Source organism: Lysobacter sp. TAB13, assembly GCF_052113885.1.
GTDB classification, from domain to species: Bacteria; Pseudomonadota; Gammaproteobacteria; order Xanthomonadales; family Xanthomonadaceae; genus Lysobacter; species Lysobacter gummosus.
Window position 1 is genome coordinate 1 of sequence record NZ_JBFRDR010000022.1, and the last position, 26,435, is coordinate 26,435.

25 protein-coding genes, 1 tRNA gene and 1 pseudogene are annotated in these 26,435 nt (G+C 66.9%); 10 read left to right on the top strand and 17 right to left on the bottom strand.

The genetic code is table 11. The annotated features are described in order from the left end of the window. From AB4Y92_RS20585 to AB4Y92_RS20640, 12 genes and pseudogenes are all read right to left on the bottom strand, one after another. Positions 1-100 (bottom strand): annotated as a pseudogene (locus tag AB4Y92_RS20585) (IS1595 family transposase); the annotation flags it as partial. A 487-nt stretch (positions 101-587) separates the two neighbouring features. After that, the gene (locus AB4Y92_RS20590; protein WP_441821364.1) at positions 588-1,361 is read right to left on the bottom strand and encodes a Crp/Fnr family transcriptional regulator; all 774 of its coding nucleotides are present in this window, start codon (positions 1,359-1,361) and stop codon (positions 588-590) included. Positions 1,362-1,623: 262 nt separating this feature from the next. Beyond that, positions 1,624-1,959 (bottom strand): RebB family R body protein, encoded by a 336-nt coding sequence (locus AB4Y92_RS20595; protein WP_057941544.1) that lies wholly within the window; start codon positions 1,957-1,959, stop codon positions 1,624-1,626. A gap of 134 nt (positions 1,960-2,093) precedes the next feature. Beyond that, positions 2,094-2,417 carry a RebB family R body protein gene (locus AB4Y92_RS20600; RefSeq protein WP_057941543.1) on the bottom strand — a complete coding sequence of 108 codons (324 nt, stop codon included), beginning with the start codon at positions 2,415-2,417 and terminating at the stop codon, positions 2,094-2,096. A 57-nt stretch (positions 2,418-2,474) separates the two neighbouring features. After that, positions 2,475-3,140, bottom strand: coding sequence for a hypothetical protein (locus tag AB4Y92_RS20605; protein WP_441821365.1), 666 nt, complete (start codon positions 3,138-3,140; stop codon positions 2,475-2,477). A gap of 9 nt (positions 3,141-3,149) precedes the next feature. Then, a complete protein-coding gene (locus AB4Y92_RS20610) occupies positions 3,150-3,464 on the bottom strand; it encodes a hypothetical protein (protein WP_441821366.1) in 315 nt (104 codons plus the stop codon). A gap of 48 nt (positions 3,465-3,512) precedes the next feature. After that, a complete protein-coding gene (locus tag AB4Y92_RS20615) occupies positions 3,513-5,825 on the bottom strand; it encodes a hypothetical protein (RefSeq protein ID WP_441821367.1) in 2,313 nt (770 codons plus the stop codon). Between the two features lie 165 nt (positions 5,826-5,990). Next, complete coding sequence (locus AB4Y92_RS20620; RefSeq protein ID WP_441821368.1) at positions 5,991-6,707, bottom strand: hypothetical protein; 717 nt, start codon at positions 6,705-6,707, stop codon at positions 5,991-5,993. Positions 6,708-7,140: 433 nt separating this feature from the next. Further along, the gene (locus AB4Y92_RS20625; RefSeq protein WP_057941538.1) at positions 7,141-7,374 is read right to left on the bottom strand and encodes a RebB family R body protein; all 234 of its coding nucleotides are present in this window, start codon (positions 7,372-7,374) and stop codon (positions 7,141-7,143) included. A 93-nt stretch (positions 7,375-7,467) separates the two neighbouring features. Then, a complete protein-coding gene (locus AB4Y92_RS20630; RefSeq protein WP_441821369.1) occupies positions 7,468-8,025 on the bottom strand; it encodes an RNA polymerase sigma factor in 558 nt (185 codons plus the stop codon). A 489-nt stretch (positions 8,026-8,514) separates the two neighbouring features. Beyond that, positions 8,515-9,000 (bottom strand): hypothetical protein, encoded by a 486-nt coding sequence (locus AB4Y92_RS20635; RefSeq protein WP_441821370.1) that lies wholly within the window; start codon positions 8,998-9,000, stop codon positions 8,515-8,517. Continuing rightward, positions 8,997-9,563 (bottom strand): RNA polymerase sigma factor, encoded by a 567-nt coding sequence (locus AB4Y92_RS20640; protein WP_057941535.1) that lies wholly within the window; start codon positions 9,561-9,563, stop codon positions 8,997-8,999. The genes AB4Y92_RS20635 and AB4Y92_RS20640 overlap by 4 nt, the downstream gene beginning before the upstream one ends. A 251-nt stretch (positions 9,564-9,814) precedes the next feature. Between AB4Y92_RS20640 and AB4Y92_RS20645 the strand changes: the two genes are divergently transcribed. Both AB4Y92_RS20645 and AB4Y92_RS20650 read left to right on the top strand, forming a co-directional pair. Beyond that, a complete protein-coding gene (locus tag AB4Y92_RS20645; protein ID WP_441821371.1) occupies positions 9,815-10,138 on the top strand; it encodes a DUF6249 domain-containing protein in 324 nt (107 codons plus the stop codon). A 163-nt stretch (positions 10,139-10,301) separates the two neighbouring features. Next, on the top strand, positions 10,302-11,315 hold the full coding sequence (locus AB4Y92_RS20650) for a polysaccharide deacetylase family protein (protein WP_441821372.1): 1,014 nt from the start codon (positions 10,302-10,304) through the stop codon (positions 11,313-11,315). Positions 11,316-11,322: 7 nt separating this feature from the next. Here AB4Y92_RS20650 and AB4Y92_RS20655 read toward each other — a convergent pair whose 3' ends face one another. Continuing rightward, positions 11,323-11,757, bottom strand: a complete 435-nt coding sequence (locus AB4Y92_RS20655; protein WP_441821373.1) for an Lrp/AsnC family transcriptional regulator — start codon at positions 11,755-11,757, stop codon at positions 11,323-11,325. A gap of 122 nt (positions 11,758-11,879) precedes the next feature. Between AB4Y92_RS20655 and AB4Y92_RS20660 the strand changes: the two genes are divergently transcribed. From AB4Y92_RS20660 to AB4Y92_RS20690, 7 genes are all read left to right on the top strand, one after another. Beyond that, complete coding sequence (locus AB4Y92_RS20660; RefSeq protein ID WP_441821374.1) at positions 11,880-12,242, top strand: antibiotic biosynthesis monooxygenase family protein; 363 nt, start codon at positions 11,880-11,882, stop codon at positions 12,240-12,242. A gap of 40 nt (positions 12,243-12,282) precedes the next feature. Beyond that, positions 12,283-12,849 (top strand): isochorismatase family protein, encoded by a 567-nt coding sequence (locus AB4Y92_RS20665; RefSeq protein ID WP_441821375.1) that lies wholly within the window; start codon positions 12,283-12,285, stop codon positions 12,847-12,849. Between the two features lie 750 nt (positions 12,850-13,599). Next, positions 13,600-13,670, top strand: a tRNA-Thr gene (locus AB4Y92_RS20670). 523 nt (positions 13,671-14,193) lie between these two features. Next, the gene (locus tag AB4Y92_RS20675; protein ID WP_441821376.1) at positions 14,194-15,324 is read left to right on the top strand and encodes a slipin family protein; all 1,131 of its coding nucleotides are present in this window, start codon (positions 14,194-14,196) and stop codon (positions 15,322-15,324) included. 161 nt (positions 15,325-15,485) lie between these two features. Continuing rightward, entirely contained in the window at positions 15,486-16,385 is a 900-nt protein-coding gene (locus AB4Y92_RS20680) for a hypothetical protein (RefSeq protein ID WP_441821377.1), read from the top strand. Between the two features lies 1 nt (position 16,386). Continuing rightward, positions 16,387-17,607: an RtcB family protein gene (locus AB4Y92_RS20685; protein WP_441821378.1), complete on the top strand. Its 1,221-nt coding sequence runs from the start codon at positions 16,387-16,389 to the stop codon at positions 17,605-17,607. A gap of 350 nt (positions 17,608-17,957) precedes the next feature. Continuing rightward, the gene (locus tag AB4Y92_RS20690) at positions 17,958-18,233 is read left to right on the top strand and encodes a hypothetical protein (protein ID WP_441821379.1); all 276 of its coding nucleotides are present in this window, start codon (positions 17,958-17,960) and stop codon (positions 18,231-18,233) included. 147 nt (positions 18,234-18,380) lie between these two features. On the opposite strand, the gene AB4Y92_RS20695 is transcribed toward AB4Y92_RS20690, so the two are convergent. After that, complete coding sequence (locus tag AB4Y92_RS20695; protein ID WP_441821380.1) at positions 18,381-19,289, bottom strand: DMT family transporter; 909 nt, start codon at positions 19,287-19,289, stop codon at positions 18,381-18,383. Between the two features lie 308 nt (positions 19,290-19,597). On the opposite strand from AB4Y92_RS20695, the gene AB4Y92_RS20700 reads away from it, so the two are divergent. Then, positions 19,598-21,019, top strand: coding sequence for an aminotransferase-like domain-containing protein (locus tag AB4Y92_RS20700; RefSeq protein ID WP_441821381.1), 1,422 nt, complete (start codon positions 19,598-19,600; stop codon positions 21,017-21,019). A 157-nt stretch (positions 21,020-21,176) separates the two neighbouring features. Here the strand turns inward: AB4Y92_RS20700 and AB4Y92_RS20705 are convergent, their stop codons facing one another. The 3 genes from AB4Y92_RS20705 to AB4Y92_RS20715 are packed head-to-tail and all read right to left on the bottom strand — an operon-like array spanning position 21,177 to position 26,429. Continuing rightward, positions 21,177-21,791, bottom strand: a complete 615-nt coding sequence (locus tag AB4Y92_RS20705; RefSeq protein WP_441821382.1) for a TetR/AcrR family transcriptional regulator — start codon at positions 21,789-21,791, stop codon at positions 21,177-21,179. Beyond that, positions 21,788-23,242: an efflux transporter outer membrane subunit gene (locus AB4Y92_RS20710; RefSeq protein WP_441821383.1), complete on the bottom strand. Its 1,455-nt coding sequence runs from the start codon at positions 23,240-23,242 to the stop codon at positions 21,788-21,790. The genes AB4Y92_RS20705 and AB4Y92_RS20710 overlap by 4 nt, the downstream gene beginning before the upstream one ends. Beyond that, positions 23,235-26,429: an efflux RND transporter permease subunit gene (locus AB4Y92_RS20715; RefSeq protein WP_441821384.1), complete on the bottom strand. Its 3,195-nt coding sequence runs from the start codon at positions 26,427-26,429 to the stop codon at positions 23,235-23,237. Before AB4Y92_RS20715 ends, AB4Y92_RS20710 begins: the two co-directional genes overlap by 8 nt. Positions 26,430-26,435: the final 6 nt, after the last annotated feature.

Here is a 26,435-nt window from a genome sequence, read left to right on the forward strand (position 1 = left end):
TGTTGGTGGCGGTGAGATCCAGTGCCCAACAGCGCACGAGCGCCCGAAATCGGGCCTCGCTGATTTTCGAACGGCTGTAGTACCTGCTTTTCTTTTGCATTTCAGGAAGATAGCTGCGTTATGGGACAGCTTTGCTTCCTAAGACCCTTTTCAAAGGGGGGAATCCGGCACTGCCGATCAGGTTCGTCGCGTGTCGTTCCGCCACGGCTTTTGCTGTTGCCCCCTTTAACAAAGGGGGCGAACGGCCGCGAAGCGGACGTGGGGGATTTGCTTTTGCGGTTGCTCTTCAAGGCCATGCGACTAAAAGCAAATCCCCCCTGCCCCCCTTTTTCAAAGGGGGGAATCCGGTACTACGGAACGGTTCGCGCCTTGTCGTTCGCCGCGGCCTTTGCTGCTGCCCCCTTTAACAAAGGGGGCGAACGGCCGCGAAGCGGACGTGGGGGATTTGCTTTTGCGGTTGCTCTTCGGGCCGTGTGGCTAAAAGCAAATCCCCCCTAGCCCCCCTTTTTCAAAGGGGGGAACAGCAGCAATTTTCGGGGTTCGGCGCTATTGGGGGAAACGCGCCACGACGGCGCGCGCTGACAAAATCACGCGCTACGCCGCGCCGCCGTCGACCGCGCGCGTTGATCCGGCCGCTCCGCATCGCGCCCCAGATACGCCTTGCAGCGGAACTGGTCGATATCGTTGATGCGCAGAATATTGCGCTTGCGGCTCACCAAACCGCTGCGATGCCAGGTCTGCAACTGCGCATTCAACTTCGGCCGGCTGGCGTTGACCATCGCCGCCAGAATGCTCTGCGTCGGCGGCAAGGCGACTTCGAAATCGCCTTCGCGCGGTCGCGACTGGGTGTGCATCAGCGAAAGCAGATAACGCGCCAGGCGCGACTCCAGCCGATGCAGGCACATGGTCTCCAGGCTCTCGACCGCATGCCGCAAACGCAGGCACAGCGATACGTGGGCGCGTTCGATCACCCCCGGATCGCAGGTCAGGCTGGGAAAGTGCCGCCGCGACAGCAGCAATACCCGCGTGGCGCTGTAGGCCACGGCGGTGAAGGTGTGCGAATGCGTATCCAGCAGCGGCGTCTCATCGACCGTCTCGCCGCTTTCGATCGTATCGACGATCAGCTCTTGCCCGTCGGGGCCGTACAGCAGCTTGTAGATCCGCCCGTGCACGACGAAGGCGAGAAAATCGCTGGGATCGTTCTTGAAGAACAGCGCATCGCCTTCTTCCAGATTCAGCTCGGTGCTGTGACGCGCGATGTGCTCCAGCAGCGTCGGCGGCAGGCCGCGCAGCAGCGCGCAGCGGTCCAGGCCCCAACGGCGCCGGCGCACCGCGTTGCCGTCGTCCGGTGTCAGGGACATAAGCTCGGCCGCGCGCCGGCAGCGGCGGCGGCGTGGCGACCGCTGCGGGCGCCCAGGTGATGACGGCCGCGACCGCGGCCGGTGGCAGGTTTCATAACGCCCCCTGTGGACGTCTGCGTTCGAAAGCCGCGGCGAGGACGATGGCCGAAACAGCGATGGTTCCTGTGCAGTCGTGGCGTCGTCGCCGTACTGCTGCTCGCGGCGCGCGTGGCCGCTACGATGCCGGCGCCCTGCGGCGGTCCGGCATCGCGTCCGTCGCGGCTTACAGGCCGGACGGCGATTTGAACGCGTTCAACACGGTCAACAGACTGGTCAGGTTGTCGGCCACGCCGGTCTGGCCGATCTTTTCCGTCGCGCCCGCGGCGGCCGTGGTGTCGACGCTGTAGACCTGCATCACGCCCTGGTTGGCCGCGGCCAGCGCCAAGGTGTTCTGCTGCTGCTGAGCGGCGACCGAGTTCTCGAACAGGATGCCGGTGGAATGCGCCGAAGCCTGGAAGATCGAGCCCATCGCGAAGGCGGGGCCCTCGGCGATGACCTTGACGTTGGACTGGGTGACGGCGTCGGTGATCTGATTGTTGACTGCGGTGGGATATGCCATGAGTGAATCCTCGGTAGCGGTAATCGGATTTCAAGCGTCACAAGCGGCGAAGGCCGATGCCGGCCCGGCTCACACAAACCGCGAGCCGGCATCTTCGATCCGACCTGCGCGGCCGGATCGCGGCGATCGACGGCTTAGGACTTGAACGCCTGCAGCACGGTCATCAGGCTGGTGAGGTTGTCGGACACACCGGTCTGGGCGACCTTCTCGGTGGCGCCGGCGGCGGCGGTGGTATCCAGGCTGTAGATCTGCATCACGCCCTGGTTGGCGGCGGCCTGCGCCAGCGTGTTCTGCTGCTGCTGCGCCGAGACTGCGTTCTCGAACAAGATGCCGGTGGAGTGGGCCATCGACTGATAGATCGAACCCATCGCAAAGGCCGGCGCCTCGCCGATGACCTTGACGTTGGACTGGGTGACGGCATCGGTGATTTGATCGTTGACGGCGGTAGGGAATGCCATGTCGAGCTCCTTAGGATGAAGTACGGCCGATGCCGTACGTTGCTGAAGAACGAGTCATCAATCGCGTTGTGAAGCCGGCGCCGCGCTCTTGGCGGACTTGTCGCGCGCTTCGCCAGAGGTCGCGGCGACAGCGGTTTTTTCCGGAGATTTTTCGCTTTTCGACGCGTCGCCGGCGGCGGCGTCTTCGTCTTTTTTCGGCAGCAGGCCCTTGGCCTGGGCGGTGTCGATCACCGCCTGCAGTTGCAGCGCGAGCGGGCCGAACTGTTGCTGGAAGCAGGCATCGACTTCGGCCTTGATCAGCTCGGTGAGGCGCCCTGCGATCTGCGAGATCAACGGCGGCTGGGCGCCCGGCGGCAGATCCTTCGGACGCAGGCCCTCGAGCGAGTCGGTGCGTTCCAGCGCGCCGAGCACGGCGCTCTCGGCCGCGCGCTCGGCCTGTGCATTGCTGATCAGCGCGGCCTGCGCGCGGCCCAGGCTTTGCTTGATCACCGCCTGGATGCGCTGGCGCTCTTCGTCGATCGCATCCCCGGCCTGGCCGCGGCGTCCGCCGGCCGTCGCGCCGGCCTGCGCGCGCGTGCGCGCGTCCGACGCGGTCAGGTGCAGGGCCAGCTCGGCGCGTTGCGCCTCGGTCAGCTCCAGGTCGAAGTAATTGCGCGCGAACACGCGCAGTTGTTCGTCCAGGTCCGAGCGCGCGGCCGGCGCGGCGAGCGGCTGTTTCGCCACGGCCGACATTCAGCGCACGCCCAGCAGACGCGTCAGCGCCTGCAACACTTTCGGTTCGGCCAGCAGTTCGATCAGGCGCTTGATCATCGCCTCGGTCGAAAGCTCCAGTTCGGCGGTCTGCGCCGACGCCGGTGCGACCACCGTCGCAGTTGTCGCGTTCGATGCGGCGGTGACGGCCGGCTCGGCCGCCGTTACCCGTTGTGCAGCCGGCGCTGCGACCGCGCCCGTCACCGCCCCGACGCTCGCAGTTTTTTCCGGCGCCGCCGGCGAATCGAACAGGCCTTCCAGTTCCTCATGCAACAGATAATGCAGATTCTCGTCCATAGCGAACTCCGGTCCTACAAGTCATGCGATACGCAATGCGGGCGGATTTCAGGCCGGGACCGCGCTGCGCGTCACGGTGACGACCGACGCGGGCGCCTTGTAGCCGGCGATGGTCGCGGTGGTCTGACGCTGGCTGGAATAGCCCGCCAGCGGCCCGATGGTGCTTTGCCAGTAAGCGGCGGCGACATCGCCGACCAGTTGCTGCAGTTGGTTGCCAACCACGTCGGTCGCACCCGGCGCGGAATCGAACGGCACCAGGTTGTAGGCCAGCAGCAGCACGCTGCGCAGGTATTCGTCCTGGATGTCGGTGTGCTCCACGCCTTGCGCGTCGGAGCCGAGCAGATAACAGCGCCAGTTGATGAACAGGTTGAGCGCGCGCGCAAGAGCGGCGAACCACACGCTGCGCGATTGATTTTCGCCGATCATCGCCGTGACCAGGGTCTGGAATCCCTGGTAGCAATTCGCCGCGCCGATGCTCTGGATGATCGGCGCCATCGCCGCGCTCAGCATCGGCGTGATCACTGGCGCGCCGGCGGTGAACAGCAGCGGCAGGGTCTTGGCGCTGCGCGCCAGTTCCATCAGCTGATTGACCTGATCCGCGCTCAGGGCCTGCAAGCCGGTGAACATCACCGTGTCGGTGACGGCAACGAGCAGGTCGGTATCGACATATCCGTCGAGATGGCGGAAGCCGCGATTGAGCCGGTAGCCCTCCACCGAAGCGAATAGGCCCGAGGCGCCGGTGATCGCGTTGCTGCCCAGGTTGGTGTCGAAGGCGATCGCCGGATACCGCGCGGCGACGAAGCTGCGGTAGTAGTAGGCGTGGCCCAGGCGGAAGCTCAGCAACGTCGCCGGCGCGGTCAGCAGCGTGTAGTAACTCGGCGCGGGCGGCGGTGGCGGCGATGGCGGCGCGCCCGCGGGCGGCGGCGCCGATGGCAGGTCCAGCGATTCGCACAGTGCCATCATGTTGCGCTTGCCGGCGTAGGCGACCAGCTCGCGGGTGCGCGCGCTGTTGCCGTCGTAGCGACGCAGGGTCAGGCCGCCGACGGTCAGCGAGTCGTTGCGGAACAATTCGTCGAACAAGCCCGAGACCTGGTTGTCCGACAGTGCGTGGGTGCCGGCGCTGCCGCGCGGATGGTCGGCCTGCCGCCCTTGCGCGGCCGCCAGGCAAGTCAGCACGTAGTCGGCGTAGGCGCGATAGAACGGCGCGTCGGGCAATTGCGCCGAGTATGCCATCGCATAGCCGATCGCCGAGCGGTTGTCGGCCGCCACGCCCATGCCTTCGCCGCAGTGAATGTGATTGACGAACTGCAGCGCGCGCGCGTTCGCGCCGCTGCCGAAGTACTGCGTCAACGGCGGCGTCGCCTGACTGGCCTGCGCGGTCAGGAAGGCGAACAGCTCGGCGTAGTTGCCGACCTTGTTCTCGCTGCCGAGCAGATCGATGCCGACCACCTCGGTCAGAGTCGCGTCCTGGAACAGCGGCAACAGCTTGGTGTTGAGGTCGCGTTCGAGTTCCTTGTCGCCGCCGTACACCGCCGAGGTGTGGCCCAGCAGCTTGTACTGGGTGCTGCGCGCGGCGTTGTAGCTGCTGGCCACGGCGTTGGCGGCGCGGATCTCGTCCTCGCCCAAGGCCAGCTGGGCATGGCCGATGCCTTCGTTTTCCAGATACAGCAGGCTCATCGCCATCCATTGCAGATAGCGCTCTTCGCCGCCGGGCTCGGCGCGCAGCTTCTTCAACGCGAACGAACGCGCGCGGTAGGCATCGTCGAACGGGGTGTATTTGCTCGCGCTGTAGATCTTGTCGTTGAAGTAGCGCAGCGTCGGCAGCAGCGGCGCCAGGGTATCGGCCGCGCCGGGCAGCGATGAGCGCTTGGCGATCGATTCCAGCGCGCCGCGCACGCTCTTGTACAGCACCGGATCGGTCGCCGCCGCGCCGCTCAGATCGGCCAGTTCCAGGCGCCGGACCAGGCACACGCAGGCGATGTAGATGTCCTCCGCGATGCATTCGCCGCGCTCGTAGCGCTGGCGATTGCCGCTGGCGGCCAGGGTCGCCAGCGGATTGCTTTCCTCCATCAACGCCAGCGCCTTGAGGAACAACGACAACGCGCCGCGGCGGCCCTGCCCGGCGTCGGCGGCGCCGCCGAACGCGCCGGCCAGCGACAGCTGCTGGCCTTGCGCGATCTGCACGTTGACATCGACCTCGATGGTGCCGTCGCGGCCTTGCTGGGTGTAGGCCACCGGCAGCTGCAGCGCCTGCGCGGCCGTCGCGGTCTCGTCCTCGACCGGCAGGATGCCGCCGAAATGGCTGTGGTAATCGAATCGGTAGCAGGGCAGCGTCAGCGAGGGCAAGGAAAAGTAAGCCACGGCCTGGATCCTTTGCGAAAGTCGCGGCGACAGCGCGGCGTGGCGGGCGCGGATGCAGCGCCCGCGCGCTGGCGGCGGCGACGGTGATGACGGAATGTCGGACGGTGCGATGAAACGAAACGGCTACGGCGATACGGCGGCGGCGCGTTCCCGAGCGCTGGGCGCTCAGGAACTCTTGCGGTTCTGCAACAAGGTGGAGTACTTGTCGATGCTCTTGTCGATTTGATCGATGGCGTAGCTTGCCGATGCGGCTTCCATCGCGCCGGCGGCGGCGGCGACGGCGGCGGCGGCGGCAATGAAGATGTCCGTGGCGAGGATGCCCAAAGCGTCTTCCGCGGCCGGTTCGATGTTGCCTTCGACCAGTTCCTGCGTCATTTGCTTTATCAGCACGCCCTGGCTGGCCAGCGCCATCTTGGTGACGCCGTCGAAATACACCGCGGCCGATTGCGCGACCAGGCCGGCGGCCTGGCTGATCATCATGTCCGGGCCGGTGGCGATCTGCGAAGGCGAGTACGACGCGGTTTCGGCGTTGGTGAACTGCACCGCCTGCACGATCTTCTGGTTGAGCGCGTCGGTCGGCGGCGGAGGGGGAGGCGTCGGTGGTGTCGTCGGCGGCGTAGTGGGCGGCGTTGCCGATGCTCCCGGCGGGGTCGTGCCGCCGCCCTGGGCCGCGCGTTCGCGCGCCGCCGCCAGCGGTGTTTTCGGCGGCGCGGCGGCGGATACAGGCGATGGCGCGGCGGCGGCGGCCGGCGCGGCGGCGGCCGGCGCGGCGGCGGTCGGACTCGGATCGGCCGCGGCTGCGTTCGCGGGCGTCGCGTTGGACGCATTCGTGCTCGCGTTCGAGCTCGGCGCAGCTGCTGCAGGCGCAGCGGCCGCGGCCAAAGGCGCGGTCGCGTCGCCGCCGGAGGACGGTGGCGACGACGCGGCCGCACCACCGCCAGGCGATGGCGTGCCAGGGAACGCGGCTGGCGCTGCGGCGGCAACGGCGGGGGTTGCGGGCGCGGTGTTCGCGGCAACGGCCGCAGGCGGCGCAGGCGCGACTTCCGCAGCCGCGGCCACCGTCGGCGCCGCAGGCGACGGCGCGGGCGAGGACGCAACCACCTCGGGCGCGACCGCCGCGACTGGCGGCGCGCCGGCCGCGGGCGAAGGCGCGGCAGCGGCGCTCGCCGGCGGCGACGTCGGCGCGCTCGCGGGCGCGGCCGGCGTCGCCGCGGGATCCTTGTCTTTACCGAACCAGAACGTCATCGCACCTCTCCCGCGCGTCGAAAACCCTCTTCCCGCTCAATCCCGGCATGCATGGTCGACAGCGTGCGCATCACGTCTTGTCACCCACCGCCATGATCAGCTGCACCGCCTTGGACACCACCGCGGTCGAGATCTGATTGAGCACCTGCTGGCTGTGCACCGCGTTCTGCAAGGCCAGGCCCGTGGAATGGCTGGACACCTGGTACAACGAAGCGATGGCCTGCGCCGGCGCTTCGGCGACCACCTTGACGTTGGTCTGGGTGACGGCGTCGGTGATCTGCGAGTTGACGGGGGTATCGGCCATGAGCCTGTCCTTGGGTTGAGTTCGTTACGGGTCTATCCGGGTGGAACGCGGTCCCGGTGGGCTTGTGAAAGCGCGGCGCCCGGCCGCGCCGGTTCAATCGCGCGACATCACCAGCTTCAGGCGATTGCGCAGCAGCTCCACCCGCTTGCGCGCCAGCGGCTGATTGATGTGCAGCTTCTCGGCGATCACCGGATACGGCAGGTCGTCGATGAAGCGGTAGGCGAACAAGCGCCGCTGCTCGCGGCTCATCCGCGCCACCGCATCGACCACGCGGTCGAGCTGCTGGTCCAGTTCCAGCTTCTGCAAGGCGGTCAGGCCTTCGTGGGCGAAGCCGGCCGAGTCGCCATCGACCTCGCGGTTGCGGTCGAACACCTCGCGGTCGCGCCCGCGCCGGCGCACGCTGTCGAGAAATACGTGACGCAGCACCACGAACAGGAAGCCGCACGGATCGGTGATGGTCTGCGGCGAGCGGCGCATGAACAGCAGGGCCTTGATCGCGGTATTGGCCAGCAATTCCTCGGCGCGGTCGCGCTGGCCTTCGGCGAAGCGCCGCGCCCGCGCTTCCAGCTCCGGCAGGCTCACCCGCCACGCGTTGGCGAACATTTCGTCGGCGGCCTTGAAATCGGGACGTTCGAGTCCTGTACGTTCCATCACTCGCCTCTCCTGTTGTATGCATGTCAGGCGAGTCTGGTGAGGGGGTCCGGCGATGGCTGTTACTTGGGTGACACGCGCAGGGCACTGATGACAGCGAACTGCGCACGCCGTCGCGATACCGCAAATGCGCGGATGCGGTTTCGCGTTTTGTTCGAGCGGTCCGTCCGTTTCGAGGTTTGTTGTGGGGGGGGCTTCAGCCCTCCCACAACAAACCTCGCCGATTCGCGCTCGCGCGCGCACGCGAAGACGCGCGCGAGCTTGCGCGAGGCGGCGTTTAAAGCATGCGGGAGTTCACATCCGGCGATGGGCGGATGCAGGGCGAGTTATGCGATCGCAGGCGGGGATCGCCGGAACGGCGCGTGCGCCACAAGGCGGCTTGTTCGAACGGGATAGAAAATTTCCGCTGCGGCAAACGCCGTGGACTCAGGCGTTGCCGTCATCGCCGCGCGCGCCGCCGCAGTCAACGGCGCGGCGGGCCTCAGCCGATCACGCCGTATGCCGGGGCGCGGCGTCCAGGCCGATCGCGCGGGCGACGCCTTGCCAGCCCCAGGTCAGCAGACAGCAGCCGCCGGCCAGCGCGCCCCAGGACAGGCTGCCGGCCGGCACCTGCGCCTGCAGCGCCGGCCACCAGCTGTCGCTGCTCGACCAGACCATCGCCACGCCCGCCACTACCAGCGCGGCCAGCAGCAGTTGCTGCAGATAGCGTTCGACCCGGTCGTTGCCGGCGGCCACGGCTTGCGCGCGGCGCGCGACCTGTTCCGCGAAGCCGTACGGAATGGGCTCCATCACCGGCGCGCGCAGGGCCCGGGTCAGCAGGCGGTACTGGGCCAGGCGCGGATCGGCCTCGTCCATCGGCGCGCCGCCGCGTTCCTCGCGCTGGGCGCGTTCCTGCAGCTCCCATTCGCGGGCGATGCGCGGATCGTCGAAGCCGGCGGCGGCGTCGGCGGCGGTGTTTTCGGGTTTGTGGTTCATGCGAATTCTCCCAACCGGGCTTCCAGGCGCTGGCGCAGGCGCGCGCGGGTGCGGAACAGGTGGCTCTTGATCGTGCCCTCGGCCAGGCCGGTGATCTGCGCGATTTCGCCGATGGGCACTTCTTCCAGGTGATACAGGGTCAGCAGCGTGCGCTGCAACGGCGGCAGCGCCTCGATCTCGGCATGCAGGCCGGCGGCGATTTCCTCATCGGCGCAGGCCGCTTCCAGATCGAAGCCGTCGCTGACCCTATCCAGCGGCGACAGCGCATCCTCGTCGTCGGCCACTTCCACGATCGGAATCCGCTTGCGCTCCAGATGGCGCTTGGCGACCGAATACGCGACCTGGCCGATCCACGACTTGAGCGGGCTCTCGTGGCGGTACTGGTGCAGGCACTGGTGCACGCGCAGGAAGGCTTCCTGACACAGCTCGCGGGTGTCGTCGGGATGGCGGACCATGCGCTGGATGATGTGCCAGCACAGCCCCTGGTACTCGCGCACCAGACGCTCGAACGCGCCCGGCGCGCGCGCCAGTACGGCTTCCACCAGGGTGCGGTCGTCGTTCATGGGGTTGTACCGGTCATGGCCCAGAGGATGCGGCCAGGGCGCGCGCGGTTGCAGTGGCGAGCGCACCGCTGACGCGGTGATACCTGTCACTTGTCCGGCCCCGCGTCGGGCCGGCGCTGGGGCCGGGGGCGRCGGCGCCGTCCCTCGCGCTTCCGGGCCGGGCCCGGCGGGCCGCGGCGGCGCCGGCTGCAACCGACGGCGAGGGCCCCGTATCCATTGCAGCCAGACCCGAACCCACAGAGACTGCCGCCATGCCCGAGATCCTTGTCCCCATCACCCTGTTCGTCTGCATCGTCTTCGCGATCAAGATCGTCGTGGAGGCGCGTTTCCGCAGCAAACTGCTGCAGACCGGCGGCGCCGAAGAGCTGTTGCGCTCGATGGCCCGCGACGAAGACATCCGCCGCCGCCACGGCGCCCTGCGCTGGGGCATCGTCATGGTCCTGCTCGCGGCCGGCTTCGGCATCATCGAAAGCGCCGGCTGGCGCGACGCCAACCCCGGCACCGTCGCGGTGCTGCTCGGCGCGATCGGGATCGGCAATCTGGCCTACTACTTCATTTCGCGCAAGCTCGACTGAGGCGCGATCCTCGGGATCGGCGGCGAGCGCCGGCCCGCGTCGCGCGACGCGGGCGGCGAACACGACCGGCCATTTAGCGACCCACGCCGCGACTGCGAACCGCGGCAGTAGGCAGGCGACCCCGGCGCGGCGATGATCGGCGCATCCCCGATCGGAGGTCCGCATGCGCCCGTTCGCCACGCTCCATTCGACGCTCGCCCATTCCACGCTCTTGCGCTGCCTCTTCGCCGGTCTGTTGCTGCTCGCAGGCGGCGCGGCCGCCGCGGCACCGCAAGCCAAGACCGCGCCGGACCGGCGCATCGCGATGACCGTGGACGATCTGCCTTGGGTGCAGCTGCCCGCCGTGCCGACCGCGCAGATCATCGCCGACCACCACCGCCTGATCGCCGCGATCGCCCGCGCCGGCGTGCCGGTGATCGGCTTCGTCAACGAAGGCAAGCTCGAAGACGGCGGCCAGTTGCAGGCCGAACGCGTGACGATGCTGCGCGACTGGCTCGACGCCGGCGCCACCTTGGGCAATCACAGTTACAGCCACGCCGATCTGCACGCGGTGGGGCTGAAAGCCTACGAAGACGACATCCTGCGCGGCGAACGGCAACTACGGCCGATGCTGCAAGCGCGCGGGCAGACCCCGCACTGGTTCCGCCATCCCTATCTGCGCGCCGGGCGCAGCGCTCAGGACAAGGTCGATCTGGCGAAATTCCTCGACGCGCACGGCTATCGCATCGCGCCGGTGACCGTGGACAACTCCGACTGGATCTGGGCCGCGGCCTATCTGCACGCCGCCGAACGCCCCGGCGCGGCCAAGCTCAGGGCCAGGCTGCGCCGCGATTACATCAAGTACATGGGCAGCAAACTCGACTACTACGAACAGCAATCCATCGCCCTGCTCGGCTACAACCTGCCGCAGGTATGGCTGATCCACGCCAACGCGCTCAACGCCGCCAGCTACGGCGACCTGATCGCGATGGCGCGCAAACGCGGCTACCGCTTCATCGGCCTGGACGAGGCCATGCGCGATCGCGCCTACGAGCGCACCGACGCCTACACCGGCCCGGCCGGGCCGAGCTGGCTGCATCGCTGGGCGATCGGCGCGAACAAGCCTGCGAGCTTCTTCGCCGGCGAACCCACGGTGCCGGACTGGGTGTTGACGCTGGCGAAGCTGGATTCGGAGTGAAGCGCGCTTACCTGCGATCGAGCGCCGTGCGCAGGATCGGGATGGTGGTGACATCGTCCACGCCCTTCATCGCCGCGACCCGCTCGCGCAGGTCGGCCAACTCGCCGGGCGAGCGCGTTTCCACCAGCACCATCAGATCGGTTTCGCCGGCCACGCTGTGCACCAGCCGCACCTGCGGCCATTCCGACAACGGCGGCACGATGTCGTCGCAGCTGAAGCCTTCCGCGTAACGCAGCATCAGCCACGCGCACAGCGGATCGCCGCCGCTGCCCAGGCGCACGGTGTATTGCGCGATCACCCCGGCCGCCTCCAGGCGCTGCAGGCGTTCCTGCACGGTGCTGCGCGACAGGCTCACCGCCTTGGCCAGGGCCACCGTCGATAGACGGGCGTTGTCCTGCAGCAACGCGATCAGCTTGCGATCGACTTCGTCCAGCGTCTTCATGATGGGAACCCGTGGCGGCTGTCCGGCCGCGCCGGCCGGGACCGTCATTGTGCCGGGTTGAGACCGGCACGGAGCAATGCGCACCATGTCGCATCGCCCAGCGCGCCGCGCCCGTCCCGACCATGTCCGCGTCCGATTCCGCTTCCCGATTCGCCGATCTGCCCGCGCCGCCCTACTACGCGGTAATTTTTTCCTCCCAGCGCAACGGCCAGGACGAAGCCGGCTACGCCGTCGCCGCCGATCGGATGGTCGAACTGGTCTCCCGGCAGCCAGGCTTTCTCGGCTCCGAATCCACCCGCGACGGCGACGGCTTCGGCATCACCGTGGCCTATTTCGACAGCGAACAGTCGATCCGTGCCTGGCGCGATCAGGCCGAACACGTGGCCGCGCGCGACCTGGGCCATCGGCGTTGGTATCAGCGCTTCGAGCAGCGCGTCGCGATCGTGCATCGCGCCTACGGCGGCCCGCGCCGCGACGCCGACTGATTGCCCGCGCGCGCCATTCCACCCGAACGAACCGATCCCCATGAGCTCATCGCATCGCACCGTCCTCATTCCCATCGATGTCCAGCGCGGCTTCGACTATCCGCCGTGGGGCCCTCGCAACAATCCGGCGATGGAACAAAACGGCCGACGCCTGCTCGCGGCGTGGCGCGAGCGCGGCTTGCCGTTGATCCATGTGCGCCACGATTCCATCCACGACGCCTCGCCGTTGCAGCCCACGCATCCGGGCCATGCCTTTCGCGATGGCTTCGAACCACTCGACGGCGAAGCGATCGTCGGCAAATCGGTCAATGCCGCCTTCATCGGCACCGATCTGGACTTGCGCCTGCGCCGGTTGCGCATCGACACCGTGGTGCTGTTCGGCATCAGCACCGACATGTGCGTGTCCACCACTGCGCGCATGGCGAGCAACCTGGGTTATCGCACGGTCGTGGTCGGCGATGCCTGTTGCTGTTTCGATTTGACCGACGCCGACGGGACGGTGATCGCCGCCGACGCGATCAGCCGCGCGCATCTGGCTACGTTGCGTGCGGAGTTCGCCGAGGTGATCGATACCGATGCGTTGTTGGCGAGAATCGACGAATACTGATCGCAAGCAACGCAATCGCATCGCCCCGCTTTCGCTCCCTCTCCCGCTTGCGGGAGAGGGCCGGGGTGAGGGCACGCGCACCCTCGAACTATCATCGCAACTCAAAACCACTCACCACATCCCAACACGAATCGATCACGTCGACCGCGAAAAACCTTTCGCGAGACGACGAACGGTCTTGCATCCGTAATTTTGCGAGCGTAGAGTTCGCGCCCATCGTCCTTGCGACGCAATCAACCGACCGCCTTCACATGCATCTCGACAACCACATCGCCAAACAGAACGACCTGCGGCCCTCGTGCCCCGGTCTGTTCGACTGCGCGTTGTCGATGCGCGGTCGCCAGGCGCAACACACGCCGGATTGATCTTCTTTGCCAAGGAAGATCGGTCGCCCGATCTTCCGAGGAAGCGAACGCCCTCGGTCAAACACCGGGGGCGTTTTCGTTTCAGCGCTCGCAAAGGACACCATAACCCTTGAAAACAAGCTTGATCGCACACGGCCCCGAAGCATCGTAGACACAGGGGTTCGACCGCAGAGGCGCTTTGAGCGCTGTGCTCCGGTGCTTCGGCACGAGCGGTGCGTGCGCGATCGACCCACATGGGCGCTTGCGCCCGAACGAATTGCCGTCTGGAAACAGACGTCAGTGCGCAGAACCAAAGAAACGCATTTCAGCGGCACGGGTTGCTATCCCGTCCGGTGCGCGCGGCTGTGCCGTGGCGTATGCCGAAGTGCGCGGACGGGTTCTGCTTTGGAAGGTAGCTCAGTCGGTTAGAGCGGCGACTTAGTGCGCAGGCCGTCGGTTCGAGTCCGACCCTTTCACCCTGGATATAGCTCAGGCGGTTAGAGCACAGCATTTATTGCTGCATGCGCGGGTTCGAGTCCTGCTATCCCACCAAAACTGCCTCAAAAGCAGTCTGATCGGAACGAAAGTTCCAACCCAGGAAACGCCCCGTGCGGCGTTTCGCCAAACGTCGCTGTTGCAGGACGCGCAACGAAACGCAGCAGCGGCGGCACCGCCGGACCCACGCCTTGAAGGCGCAGGAACGGCGCGGCGCAGGCATCGGCGACAAGGATCGTCGCGATGCCTGGCGGCACCGGCTCCGCGCAATCCGCGCGCGGGTTTCGCGGTGACGGCGTCAGGGGCGTTTCCACCTTTTGCGTTCGGCGCCTCACGCGGCGAACAAGCTGCAACGCTCTGCGCGCCCGGCGCGCATGGCGAACCCATCGCTGCGCCCGCGGGCGCCACGACCACCCTCGTTTTTCACCGCGCCCTTGCGACGACCGATTCGGTCGCAACGGTCACCACCACGGATCGGATCCACCGGAACCTCAAGGAGAACACCATGTTCTGGATGAAGAAGGTCGTGGTCGGCGATGCCGAGCGCGTCCTGGTTTATCGCAACCGCCGCATCGAGCGCGTGCTCGGCGCCGGCGTCCATCGCCTCAGCGACTTCAAGCGCGAGCTGGTGCTGGTCCCGCACGACATCGGCAGCAGCCAGTACACCGGCAACGATGGCGAGGCGCTGATCGCCGGCCTGGGCGAGCGCCTGCAGATGCATTTCGTCCTGGCCGACATCGGCAACGACGAAGTCGGGCTGGTGCTGCGCAACGGCCGTATCGCCGATGTGCTCGCGCCGGGCAGCCGTCGTCTGTACTGGAAGGGCCTGGCCAGCATCGAGATCCGCGCCATCGCCCTGAGCGAAGGCCTGGAAGTCGAGCGCGAGGTCGCCAACGGTCTGCGTCAGCTCAGCTACCTCGACCGCGTCGCGGTCGCCGGCAACGTGCCGACCGAATCGGCCGGCCTGCTGTTCGTGGACGGCAAGTTCGTGCGTCGTCTGGAGCCGGGTGCGTATGCGTTCTGGAACCTGCGCAAGAACGTCGCCGTCGAGGTGGTGGAACTGCGCGTGCAGGCGATGGAAGTCTCGGGCCAGGAACTGCTGACCCGCGACAAGGTGTCGCTGCGCGTGAACCTGGCCGCGAGCCTGCGCGTGACCGATCCGGTCGCCGCGCGCACCCGCGTCGCCAAGTACCTGGACCACGTCTATCGCGAGCTGCAGTACGGCCTGCGCAAGGCGATCTCGTCCAAGACCCTGGACGAATTGCTCGGCGACAAGGCTTCGCTCGACGCGGACATCTTCGCCTACGTGCGCGGGCCGGTCGCCGAGGCGGGGCTGGAAGTGCTCGGCGTCGGCGTCAAGGACGTGATCCTGCCGGGCGAGATGAAGGACATCCTCAACGGCGTGGTGCAGGCGGAGAAGACCGCGCAGGCCAACGTGATCCGTCGCCGCGAAGAGGCGAACGCCACGCGCAGCCTGCTCAACACCGCCAAGCTGATCGAGGAAAGCCCGGTCTTGATGCGCCTGAAGGAGCTGGAGGCCCTGGAAAAGATCACCGAGAAGATCGACAAGCTGACCGTGTTCGGCGGTCTGGAGGGAGTCATGAAGCAATTGGTCAGCCTGAAGGGCAACGGCTGAACGCAGGACCGGACGGCGCCATCGCCGTCCGGCTTCCGATAGCGCGCATGCCGTCAAGCAAACGCGAACGCCGCCCCGAACGGGGCGGCCATCTCACCGTGCGCGGTCGCTGATCGCGGCGCGGGGTTATCTATCGGACCAAAGTTTGTATGCGAAACGATATGTTCAAAGTGATCGTCGAACGGCCGCGACAAGGGGGGCTCAACACTCCGCGCCCGCGTCCGCCCGGCGATTGCGAAGACGAAAGACAGTACGAAAGCCTGCGCTTTCGCCATCAACGCCATCCCAAGTGGCTCAACGAAAACCTGCGCCCGCTGCAACGCTACCTGGAACGTCAGGTCGGCCGACCGTGGGATCGGGTGTTCTCTGACCTGTGCAGCGGCATCGACCGGCGCAATACCGTGCAGCAGCATATTCATCAGCACCTGGATGATTTCGTTGCGACCAAGGTGGGCGCCGTCGACGGCGAGTTGTACGAGCTTGGACGTTACGGCGGTCCCAGGCCGCTGGCGCAATCCGGGCAACGGCTCTATGTGCATCCGGACAACGGCCTGCTGCTGTTCAATCAGGCCGGTATCCGTTTCATGTACGAGCAGCGTCTGGGTTGGTACGAGAAGCGCCGGCGACGGCGCGAACCGGAACGCCAGGATGTGGTGGCGATCGACGAATGGACCCAGCTGCGCCGCATCGGCGGGGTCTGGTACGAAGTCGAGCTGGCGCCGATCCCGGCGATTCCGGCCCGCCCCGGATCGGAGCAGAAACGGCGCACGTTGGCGTACTTGCCGCCTTTCGACGTGATCGCGCGGCGGCCCGCGTTGTCGCACGCGTGCTCGGCCTGCGGTCGCTGCGATCGCGACTGCGGCGGTCGGTTGTATGGCCGCGGCGATGTGTATGCCCGCAGCAAGCGTCAGCTGAGCCGCGTCGAACTGCAACGGCACCGGTTGAAGAACGAAACCGGGGCGGACTCGCAGGTCGCGGGCGAGCCCGGCGACCGATTGCCCCGGCGAAGAAACCAATACCGCGGGCCGGCACGAGTCGGCCCGCGCAACAAGGAACATTGACATGAGTACATCAAGCTTCGAACTGCTACACGCCGAAGAAGGCGCGGTGCCGGTCAAAGGCTGGGTGCGCGGGGTGACGGTCGACGAAGGCGCGCGGCGGCAACTGCGCAACATCGCCGCCCTGCCCCACGTCGGCCCCTGGGTCGCGGTGATGCCCGACGTCCACCTGGGCAAGGGCGCCACCGTCGGCTCGGTGGTGCCCACGCGCGGCGCGATCATCCCGGCCGCGGTCGGCGTCGATCTGGGCTGCGGCATGGCCGCGGTGCGCACCACGCTGCGGGCGAAGGATCTGCCCGACAGCCTGGCCAAGCTGCGTTCGGCGATCGAGCACTGCGTGCCGGTCGGCAACGGCCGCGGCGGCGAACACCGGCGTCTGCCCGACAGCCACGCCACGCGTCTGGCCAAGTCGGGCCTGGCGTCGCGGCTGGAGGCCATCCACGGCAAGCACCGCAAGCTGCGCACCGACAAGCTCGACAAGCAGATCGGCACGCTCGGCGGCGGCAACCACTTCATCGAAGTCTGTCTCGACGAGGCCGGCGCGGTGTGGGTGATGCTGCACTCGGGCTCGCGCGGCACCGGCAATCTGATCGGCAGTTACTTCATCGAACTGGCGCGGCTGAAACTGGAACGGCGCGTGCTGGGCTTCCATCTGCCGGACAAGGACCTGGCTTTCCTGCTGGAAGGCGAGCCTTTGTTCGACGACTACGTCGAAGCGGTCGGCTGGGCGCAGGACTACGCCCGCCACAACCGCGAAGCGATGATGGAGCGGGTGTTGCACGCGATGCGCATCCAGCTGCCGAAGTTCCAGCTGGAAAAAACCGCGGTCAACTGCCACCACAACTACGTGCAGCGCGAGGAACATTTCGGCGAATCGTTGTGGGTCACGCGCAAGGGCGCGGTGAGCGCGCGCGAAGGCGAGCTCGGCATCATTCCCGGCAGCATGGGCGCGCGCAGCTACATCGTGCGCGGCAAGGGCAACGCGGACAGCTTCCACAGCTGCAGCCACGGCGCCGGCCGGGTCATGAGCCGCACCGAGGCGCGGCAGAAGATCACGCTGAAGGACCATCGTGAGGCCACGGCCCACGTGGAATGCCGCAAGGACGCGGCGGTCATCGACGAATCGCCGGCGGCGTACAAGCCGATCGAAGCGGTGATGGCGGCTCAGACCGATCTGGTCGAGGTGGTTCACACCTTGCGCCAGGTGGTCTGCATCAAGGGTTGAGCGCACGGAAGCGCTCGGGCGCCGCCCCTGGTGGGCGGCGTTTTTTTGCCGGCGGTGCATCCGGCCGCGGCCATGGAAACGAATGGTTTATCGACGGCCGATTCACTGCGCGGCCGCGACGCGGCGTGCCCGCGAACATCGCGCGCATTCAGCACGCGCCCCACTCAAGGTTCAGTTTGACCGCGACGCGTCTCCGACTTTCGGCGGAGTACGAACGAGCGCGCGAAAACCCGAATGCATGTTTGCGACCTGGCTCGCGTTTCGGATGTGAGCTAGCCACTTCCCGTAACCCCGGCCGAACATAAAACCGATATCGTCCTAATGCAAAAGGAATGCCAACGGAATATCCCATGCCCCCTCGCTACGTCGACTGGCTTTCCTCTTCGCCCGACAGTGAACCGGGCGACCCGGCTTCGGCCAGCGCGGCGGCGATCTCGCACCACACCCGTGAACTGGCGATCACCTACGGCATCGGCGCGCGCCTGCATCACGGCGAACGCCATTGGGACGACATCCGCGACGAACTGGCCCGGGGCTGGGAACGCCTGCGCGGTACCGAGCAGGTGCCGTGGACGGTGATCGAAGACGATGTCGAAGGCGCCTGGCGGCTGGTGCTCGCCGACTGAGTCGTAATCGGCTCGCTGCGGCATCGCATCGGCGAACGACAAATACCCTGCCGGCGCGTCCTTGCGCCGGCCGAGCAGGCGCAATCGCCTGCTGCCCCGTCTTGACGACGGACCGGGTCGAGAAAAACCTACGGCGTTCGCGAACGCTCAGGCCCGCGCCGGCAGCGGCCGGCGCCACTGCCATTTCAGATTGACGCCCAACGTGCCCAGCACGATCAGCGCCACGCCCAGGCTCTGCACCGGCGCCAGGGTGCGGCCGTAGAGAAGATAGTCCAGCAGCAACGCGATCACCGGATAGATGAAGGCCAGTACCGCGATCGTCGCCACCTGCAGGCGCGGATACGACGAATAGAACAGCACGTAGCACACGCCGCTGTGGATCAGTCCCAGTCCGGCGAGCCAGAACCAGTGGCTGCCCGGCGTCCACACCGCGGCGTAATCGGCGAACGGGGCCAGCATGACCACGCCGACCAAGCATTGGATCAGCACCACCGCGAACGGCCGCTCGCGGCTGATCCGCCGCGACAGCAGCAACGACGCGCCGCACAAGATCGCCGCCACGAAGGTCATGCCGACGCCGATCAGATAGCCGCTGCCGGCGCTGTTCCATAACTTGAACGGATCGGCCGAGCACAGCACGCCGACGAAGGCGATCGCGGTCCAGCCCAGATCGGCCGCACGCGTGCGCTCGCCGTAGAACATCGCCGCCATGCCCAGGATCACGAACGGGAAGAAGTGGTAGACCATCGTCGCCACGCCGATCGACGAGCGCGCCATGCCGGCGAACAGCGCCACCCAGTTCAGCACCAGCAGCACGCCGCTGACGATCGCCGAGCGGATCAGCGCGCGCTCGCCGAGCAAGCCGCGGAACAACCCGCGCGCGCTGCCCCAGGCCAGCAGGAACAGGCAGCCGAAGACGCAGCGGAACAGCACCGCGGTGATCGCGTTCTGACCGCTTTCGTGCACGAACACGCCGACCGATCCGATCAGCAGTTCGGCGACCAGCAACTGGATCAGGGCGGTGCGCGATTCGGCGGGGGTGGCGACGGGGGTCATGGGGGACTGCGCGGTGCACGCGCCGGGGCTGCGGGATCGGGAGGCTCAGGTTAGGACCGGGCTGCGGACCGATACAGATTCAGTTAGGATCAATTTCGACCGGTACAGTTTTGAGGGCCCAGATACAGAACCTCGGTGTCCTCATCCAACCATGCTTATTCCCTCTCCCGCTTGCGGGAGAGGGTTAGGGTGAGGGGAGTGAGCGCCAAAGGCGCGAATGCTTTTGCTCCTTGCGCGTCACCCTCACCCCACCCCCCCCTCCCGCCAGCGGGAGAGGGGCTTCGTATACGTCATCGGATTTGGCCCCCATGTCCCAAGACCTGCTCTACGAACGCCTCGCCGACCGCATGCGCCGCCAGATCCAGCGCGGCGTGCTGCGCGCCGGCGAACGCCTGCCGTCGCTGCGCCGGCTCGGCCGCGATCAGCGCATCAGCCTGGCCACCGCGGTCGAGGCCTACCAGCAACTCGAACGCGAAGGTCTGATCGAAGCGCGGCCGCGTTCGGGTTACTACGTGCGCGCCGCCGCCGGCGCGCCGCCGCGCGGTTCGCGCGCGCGCCACCTCGCCCGCGCGCCGATGCCGGTGAGCAATCCCGCCCTGCTCGGCGTGCTCGACGTGCAATCGCGTCGCGACCTGATTCCGCTGCACGCCGCCACCCCGGACGCCTCGATGCTGCCGACCGCGGCGCTGGCCGCTTCGGTCGCGCGCGCGATGCGGCGCGATCCGCACACCGCGCTGAGCTACACCGTGCCGCAGGGATTACCGCAGTTGCGCGAGCGCATCGCTCAGCGTTACGCGCAATGCGGCGTGGAGATCGATCCGGACGAAGTCATCGTCACCGCCGGCGCGATGGAGGCGATCAGCCTGACCTTGCGCACGATCACCCGGCCGGGCGACATCGTGATCCTGGAATCGCCGACCTATCACGGCCTGCTGCAGGCGGTGTCGGCGCAGGGCCTGCGCGTGCTGGAAATTCCCAACCATCCCGGCCGCGGCATCGATCCGGCGCAATTGCGCGAACTGCTCGAACGCCACGCGGTCCGCGCCGCGCTGCTGGTGCCGAACTTCAACAATCCACTCGGCAGCTTGACCAGCGAAGCGAGCAAGCGCGAGATCGTCGCCGCCTGCGCCGCTCACGGCACGGCCCTGATCGAAGACGATCTGTACGGCGAACTGGCGTATTCCGGCGAACGCCCGTCGCCGCTGCGCCGTTACGACGACGGCGAGCATGTGGTCACCTGCGGCTCGTACTCGAAGATGCTCGCGCCGGGCTTGCGCGTGGGCTGGATGCTCGGCGGGCGGCGGCGCTCGGAACTGCTGCGGACCAAAAGCTTTTCCACCGTCGCCACCGCGACCTTGCCGCAGATGGCGCTGATCGATTTCTTCGCCCGCCACGACATGGAACGCGGACTGCGGCGCTTGCGCCGGACCTTGGCCGGCAATGCGCAGATCTATCGGCAGGCCTTGCTGGATCATTGGCCCGACGGCACCTGCGTGGCCGAACCGGCCGGCGGCATGACCTTGTGGGTGGAGCTACCGGCTGCCGTCGACGGGCAGGCCTTGTTCGAAGCGGCGATGGCGCGCGGCATCGGCATCCTGCCGGGGCATCTGTTTTCCAACCGCGGCGACTACGCCCACCACGTGCGGCTCAGCTGCGGGCAGCCGTGGGATAAGAAGATCGAGACGGCGTTGAAGACCGTGGGTGAGTTGGCGAAGGCCTTACAAGGATGATTTGTGGGAGGGAGCTTCAGCCCCGATGCTTTTCTTTCAGCTCAATCGATACCTGAAAGAAAAGCATCGGGGCTGAAGCCCCTCCTACAAAAGTACAAAGGCCGCACGGGGCGGCCTTCACTGGAAGCATTCGCGGTCGAATCCCGACCCCGACCTCTCACGCCGTCAACAAACTCGGCAGAAACTGATTCAACGCCGACTTGACCTGATCCACGCTCAAATCCGGCTGCGAGATCGCGCGCATCGCCAGCCCTTCGATCAGGCATTGCAGGATCAGCACGCGCGTGGCGACCTGATCCTGCGACACGCCCAAACCGCCGTCGGCGACGGCGCGCACGAACCAATCGCCCAGCAAGGACCGGAACACGTTATCCGACGCCTGCGTGGCCACGGCGATTTCCTCATCGCGCGTGGCCTCGGCGGTCAGCTCCAGGAACAAGGCCGCGCTGGTGACATTGGGATCGTTGGCCTGCCACTGCCCGAACACTTCCGCGATGCCCGCGACCAGATCGCTGGTCGCGTGCAGCTTGGCGATATCGGCCCGGGCCTCTTCGAGCTGGCGCTCGATGATGGCCAGGATGATGTCGTTCTTGCCCTTGAAATAGCGGTAGATCAGGCCCGCGCTCATGCCCGCCGTGTCGGCGATGTTGGCCATGCTCGCGGCGTGGAAGCCGTGCACGACGAAACATTTCTGCGCCGCCACGAGAATGCGCTCGCGCTGAGCCAGCGCGCGCGCGGCGGCCTTGGCGGTGGGCTTGCCCGGAGTGCTCATTGGCTGCGCTCGTTCCAGCCACCTCCGAGGACTTTGTAGAGCGTGACCCGGTTGGCCTGCTCGCTCAGGCGCGTGGTCACCAAGCCCTGCTGCGCACCGTACAGCGTGCGCTGCGCATCGAGCTGGTTGAGATAGCTGTCGCGGCCGGCCTTGTAACGGGCGGTGGACAGCTGATCGGCGCGCGAGGCCGCTTCGACCAGCGCTTCCTGCGCCTGACGCTGTTCGGCCAGGGTCTTGGTCAGCGCCAGCGCGTCGGCGACGTCGCGGAAACCGGACTGGATCGCCTTCTCGTACTGGGCCAGCGCGATTTGCTGGTCGGCCTTGGCCGAAGCCAGATTCGCGCGCAGCTTGCCGCCCTGGAAGATCGGCAGATTGATCACCGGGTTCACCGTCCACGCGCGCGTGTTCGAGTCGAACAGACCCGACAACTCGTTGCTGGCGCTGCCGAGGAAACCGGTCAGGTTGATCGACGGGAAGAACGCCGCGCGCGCCGCGCCGATATTGGCGTTCTGCGCGCGCAGGGTGTGCTCGGCCTGCAGCACATCGGGACGGCGCAGCAGTACTTCCGACGGCAGACCCGACGGCAATCCGGCCAGGCCGGTGACGCCGTCGGTGAGCTTCTGCGGCAGCAGCGCCGGATCGACGGTTTCGCCGACCAACAGATTCAACGCGTTGATGTCCTGCGCGACCTGGCCGGCATAGCGCGCCGAATCCGCGCGCGCCTGTTCGACCTGGGTCCGCGCCTGGCTCAGTTCCAGCCCGGACACCGCGCCCAGTTCGCGACGCTTCTCGGTCAGATCGTAGGCGGCCTGCTGATTCTTCAAGGTCGCTTCCGACACCGACAGCAGTTCGCGATCGGCCGCCAAGGTCAGATAGGCGTTGGCGACTTCGGCGATCAGGCTCAGCTGCGCGCTGCGGCGCGCCTCTTCCTCGGCGAAGTAACGCTGCAGCGCCGATTGGCTGAGGCTGCGCACGCGGCCGAACAGGTCGAGCTCGAAGCTGGTGATGGCGGCGCCGGCGCGGTACTGATCGGTCACCGGCACGTTGTCGCCGCCGCTGCGATCGAGCTGCGCGGTGGCGCCCAGCGCGGGCACGCGGTCGGCGCGCTGGATGCGGTACTGCGCGCGCGCCTTCTCGACGTTGAGCACGGCCACGCGCAGATCGCGGTTGTTGTCGAGCGCGCGGCCGATCAGGTTTTCCAGATTCTGGTCGGCGAAGAAATCGCGCCAGCCGATGTCGGCCACCGCGACGGACGAATCCGTCGCGGCGGAGGCCGCCGCCGGGTCCGAAGTCAGCGGTTGCGCGCCGACGAAGGACTGGGTGGTCGGCGGCAGCGGCCACTGCGCCGGAATCGCCGCCTGCTGCTCGGGCAGCTTGGGCGCCAGGCTGAGACAGCCGGTGGTCGCTACCGCGATCGCGAGCGCCAGGGCGTGGATCGAAAACTTACTCATGGCTCTGCGCTCCTTGCGTGCCCTGCTCAGCGGGCGCGTGCTTCTTTCGGACGAATACTTTCTCGACCACCACGAAGAACAGCGGGACGAAGAAGATACCCAGGAAGGTACCCACCACCATGCCGCCGAGCACGCCGGTGCCGATCGCGCGCTGTGCGCCGGAACCGGCGCCGCTCGCCAGCGCCAGCGGCAACACGCCCAGGCCGAAGGCCAGCGAGGTCATGATGATCGGGCGCAGACGGTCGCGAACGGCCGCCAACGTGCCCGAGATCAGGTCCATGCCTTTCTCAAGGTTCTCCTTGGCGAATTCGACGATCAGAATCGCGTTCTTACTCGACAAGCCCACGGTGGTGAGCATCGCCACCTGGAAGTACACGTCGCGCTCCATGCCGCGCAGCCACGTCGCCAGCACCGTGCCCAGGATGCCCATCGGCGCGATCAGCAGCACCGAAGTCGGGATGGCCCAGCTTTCGTACATCGCCGCCAGACACAGGAACACGATCAACAGCGACAGCGTGTACAGCAGCGGCGTCTGCGCGCCGGCCTGGCGTTCCTGATACGACAGGCCCGTCCATTCCAGACCGATGCCCTGCGGCAACTGCGCCACCAGCTTCTCGACCTCGGCCATCGCCTGGCCCGAGCTCACGCCCGGCTTGGCTTCGCCGTTGATTTCCAGCGCCGAGACGCCGTTGTAACGCTCAAGGCGCGGCGAACCGAATTCCCAACGGGTGGTGGCGAAGGCCGAGAACGGCACCATCTCGCCCTTGTCGTTGCGCACGTACCAGCGATTGAAGTCGGTGGGCGCCATGCGGAACGGCGCGTCGGCCTGGATGTAGACGCGCTTGACGCGGCCGCGATCGACGAAGTCGTCGATGTACTGGCCGCCCCAGGCCGCCTGCAGGGTCGAGTTGATGTCGGCGATGTTCAGGCCCAGCGCGGCGGCCTTCTGGTTATCGACATCGACGCGGAACTGCGGGGTGTCTTCCATGCCGTTCGGGCGCACGTTCTGCAGCAGCTCGCTCTTGCCGGCCATGCCGAGGAACTGGTTGCGCGCGGCGACCAGTGCATCGTGACCCAGCGAACCGTTGTCCTTCATGTAGAACACGAAGCCGTTGGAGTTGCCCAGTTCGAACACCGCCGGCGGCGCCAGCGCGAACACGAACGCATCCTTGATCTGCATGAAGCTGCCCATCGCCCGGCCGACCACGCCGTTGACGCTGTTGTCGGGCATCGGCGTCTTGCCGAAGCTGGTCAGCCAGCGCCAGCGATCGCCCCAGGTGGTCGCGCGCTCTTCCCACGGCTTGAGCTGCGAGAACGCCATACCCGCGTTCTGGCCGTTACCGGCGAAGCTGAAGCCCTGCACGGTGAACAGCGAATCCACGGCCTTGTCATTGAGGAATTGCTCTTCGACCTTCTTGAGCACTTCGCCGGTGCGTTCCTGCGTGGCGCCGACCGGCGCCTGCACGATGGTGAACAAGAAGCCCTGGTCTTCCTGCGGCAGGAACGAGGACGGCAGGCGGATGAACAACACCGCCATCAGCGCCGCCATCGCCGCGAATACGATCATGAAGCGGCCGGCGCGGGTGACGATGCCGCGCACCACGCCCTGGTACTTCGTGTTGCCACGATCGAACTTGTCGTTGAACCAGCCGAAGAAACCCTTGTCGGAAGCGTGATGGCCCTTCTCGATCGGCTTGAGCATGGTCGCGCACAGCGCCGGCGTCAGCACGATCGCCACCAGCACCGACAGGCCCATGGCCGAAACGATGGTCACCGAGAACTGGCGATAGATGACGCCGGTCGCGCCGCCCAGGAACGCCATCGGCACGAACACCGCCGACAGCACCAGGCCGATGCCGACCAGCGCGCCGGTGATCTGGTCCATCGACTTGCGCGTGGCTTCCTTGGGCGAGAGACCTTCCTCGCTCATCACGCGCTCGACGTTTTCGACCACGACGATGGCGTCATCGACCAGCAGGCCGATCGCCAGCACCACCGCGAACATGGTCAACATGTTGACCGAGTAACCGAACAAGGCCAGCAGGCCGAAAGTGCCCAGCAACACCACCGGCACCGCGATCGTCGGGATCAAGGTGGCGCGGAAGTTCTGCAGGAACAGGTACATGACCAGGAACACCAGCACGATCGCTTCGAGCAGGGTCTTGATCACTTCCTCGATCGCCACGCGCACGAACGGCGTGGTGTCGAACGGCGTCACCGCCTTGAGGCCCTTCGGGAACGAAGGCTTGAGCTGCTCGAGTTCGGCCTGGATCGCCTGCGCGGTAGCCAGCGCGTTGGCGCCGGTCGCCAGCGAGATCGCGATACCGGTCGCCGGCTTGCCGTTGAAGCGGGCGATGGTGCTGTAGTCCTCCTGGCCCAGTTCGACACGGGCCACGTCCGACAGCTTCAGCACCGCGCCGGAGCTGTTGGCGCGCACGACGATGTTCTTGAACTGGTCGGCGGTCTGCAGGCGATCCTGCGCGGTGATGGTCGCGTTGAGCTGCTGGCCCTTCACCGACGGCGTACCGCCGAGCTGACCGACCGCGACCTGGGCGTTCTGCGCGCGCAAGGCGTTGATGACGTCGGTTGGGGTCAGCTTGTAGGTGTTGAGCTTGTCCGGGTCGAGCCAGATGCGCATCGCGTACTTGGTGCCGAACAGCTGAGTGCTGCCGACGCCGTTGACGCGCGCGAGCGGATCGACCAGGTTGGCGGCGACGTAGTCGGCGATGTCCGCGCCGTTCATGCTGCCGTCTTCGGACACGAAGCCGATCACCAGCAAGAACGCCGAGTTGGCCTTCGACACGCTCACGCCCTGCTGCTGCACGATCTGCGGCAACAACGGAGTGGCCAGCTGCAGTTTGTTCTGCACCTGCACCTGAGCGATGTCGGGGTCGGTGCCGCTTTCAAAGGTCAGCGTGACGCCGGCCTGACCGTCGGAGGAGCTGGTCGCCGACATGTACAGCAAGCCGTCGATGCCCTTCATGTTCTGCTCGATGATCTGCGTCACCGAGTTTTCGACGGCCTTGGCGGAAGCGCCGGGGTAGGACGCGTTCACCGATACGGTCGGCGGCGCGATGGTCGGATACTGCGAGATCGGCAGTTGGGTGATCGCGATCGCGCCGCCCAACATGATGATGATCGCCAGGACCCAGGCAAAGATCGGGCGATCGATAAAGAACCGTGCCATGAATTT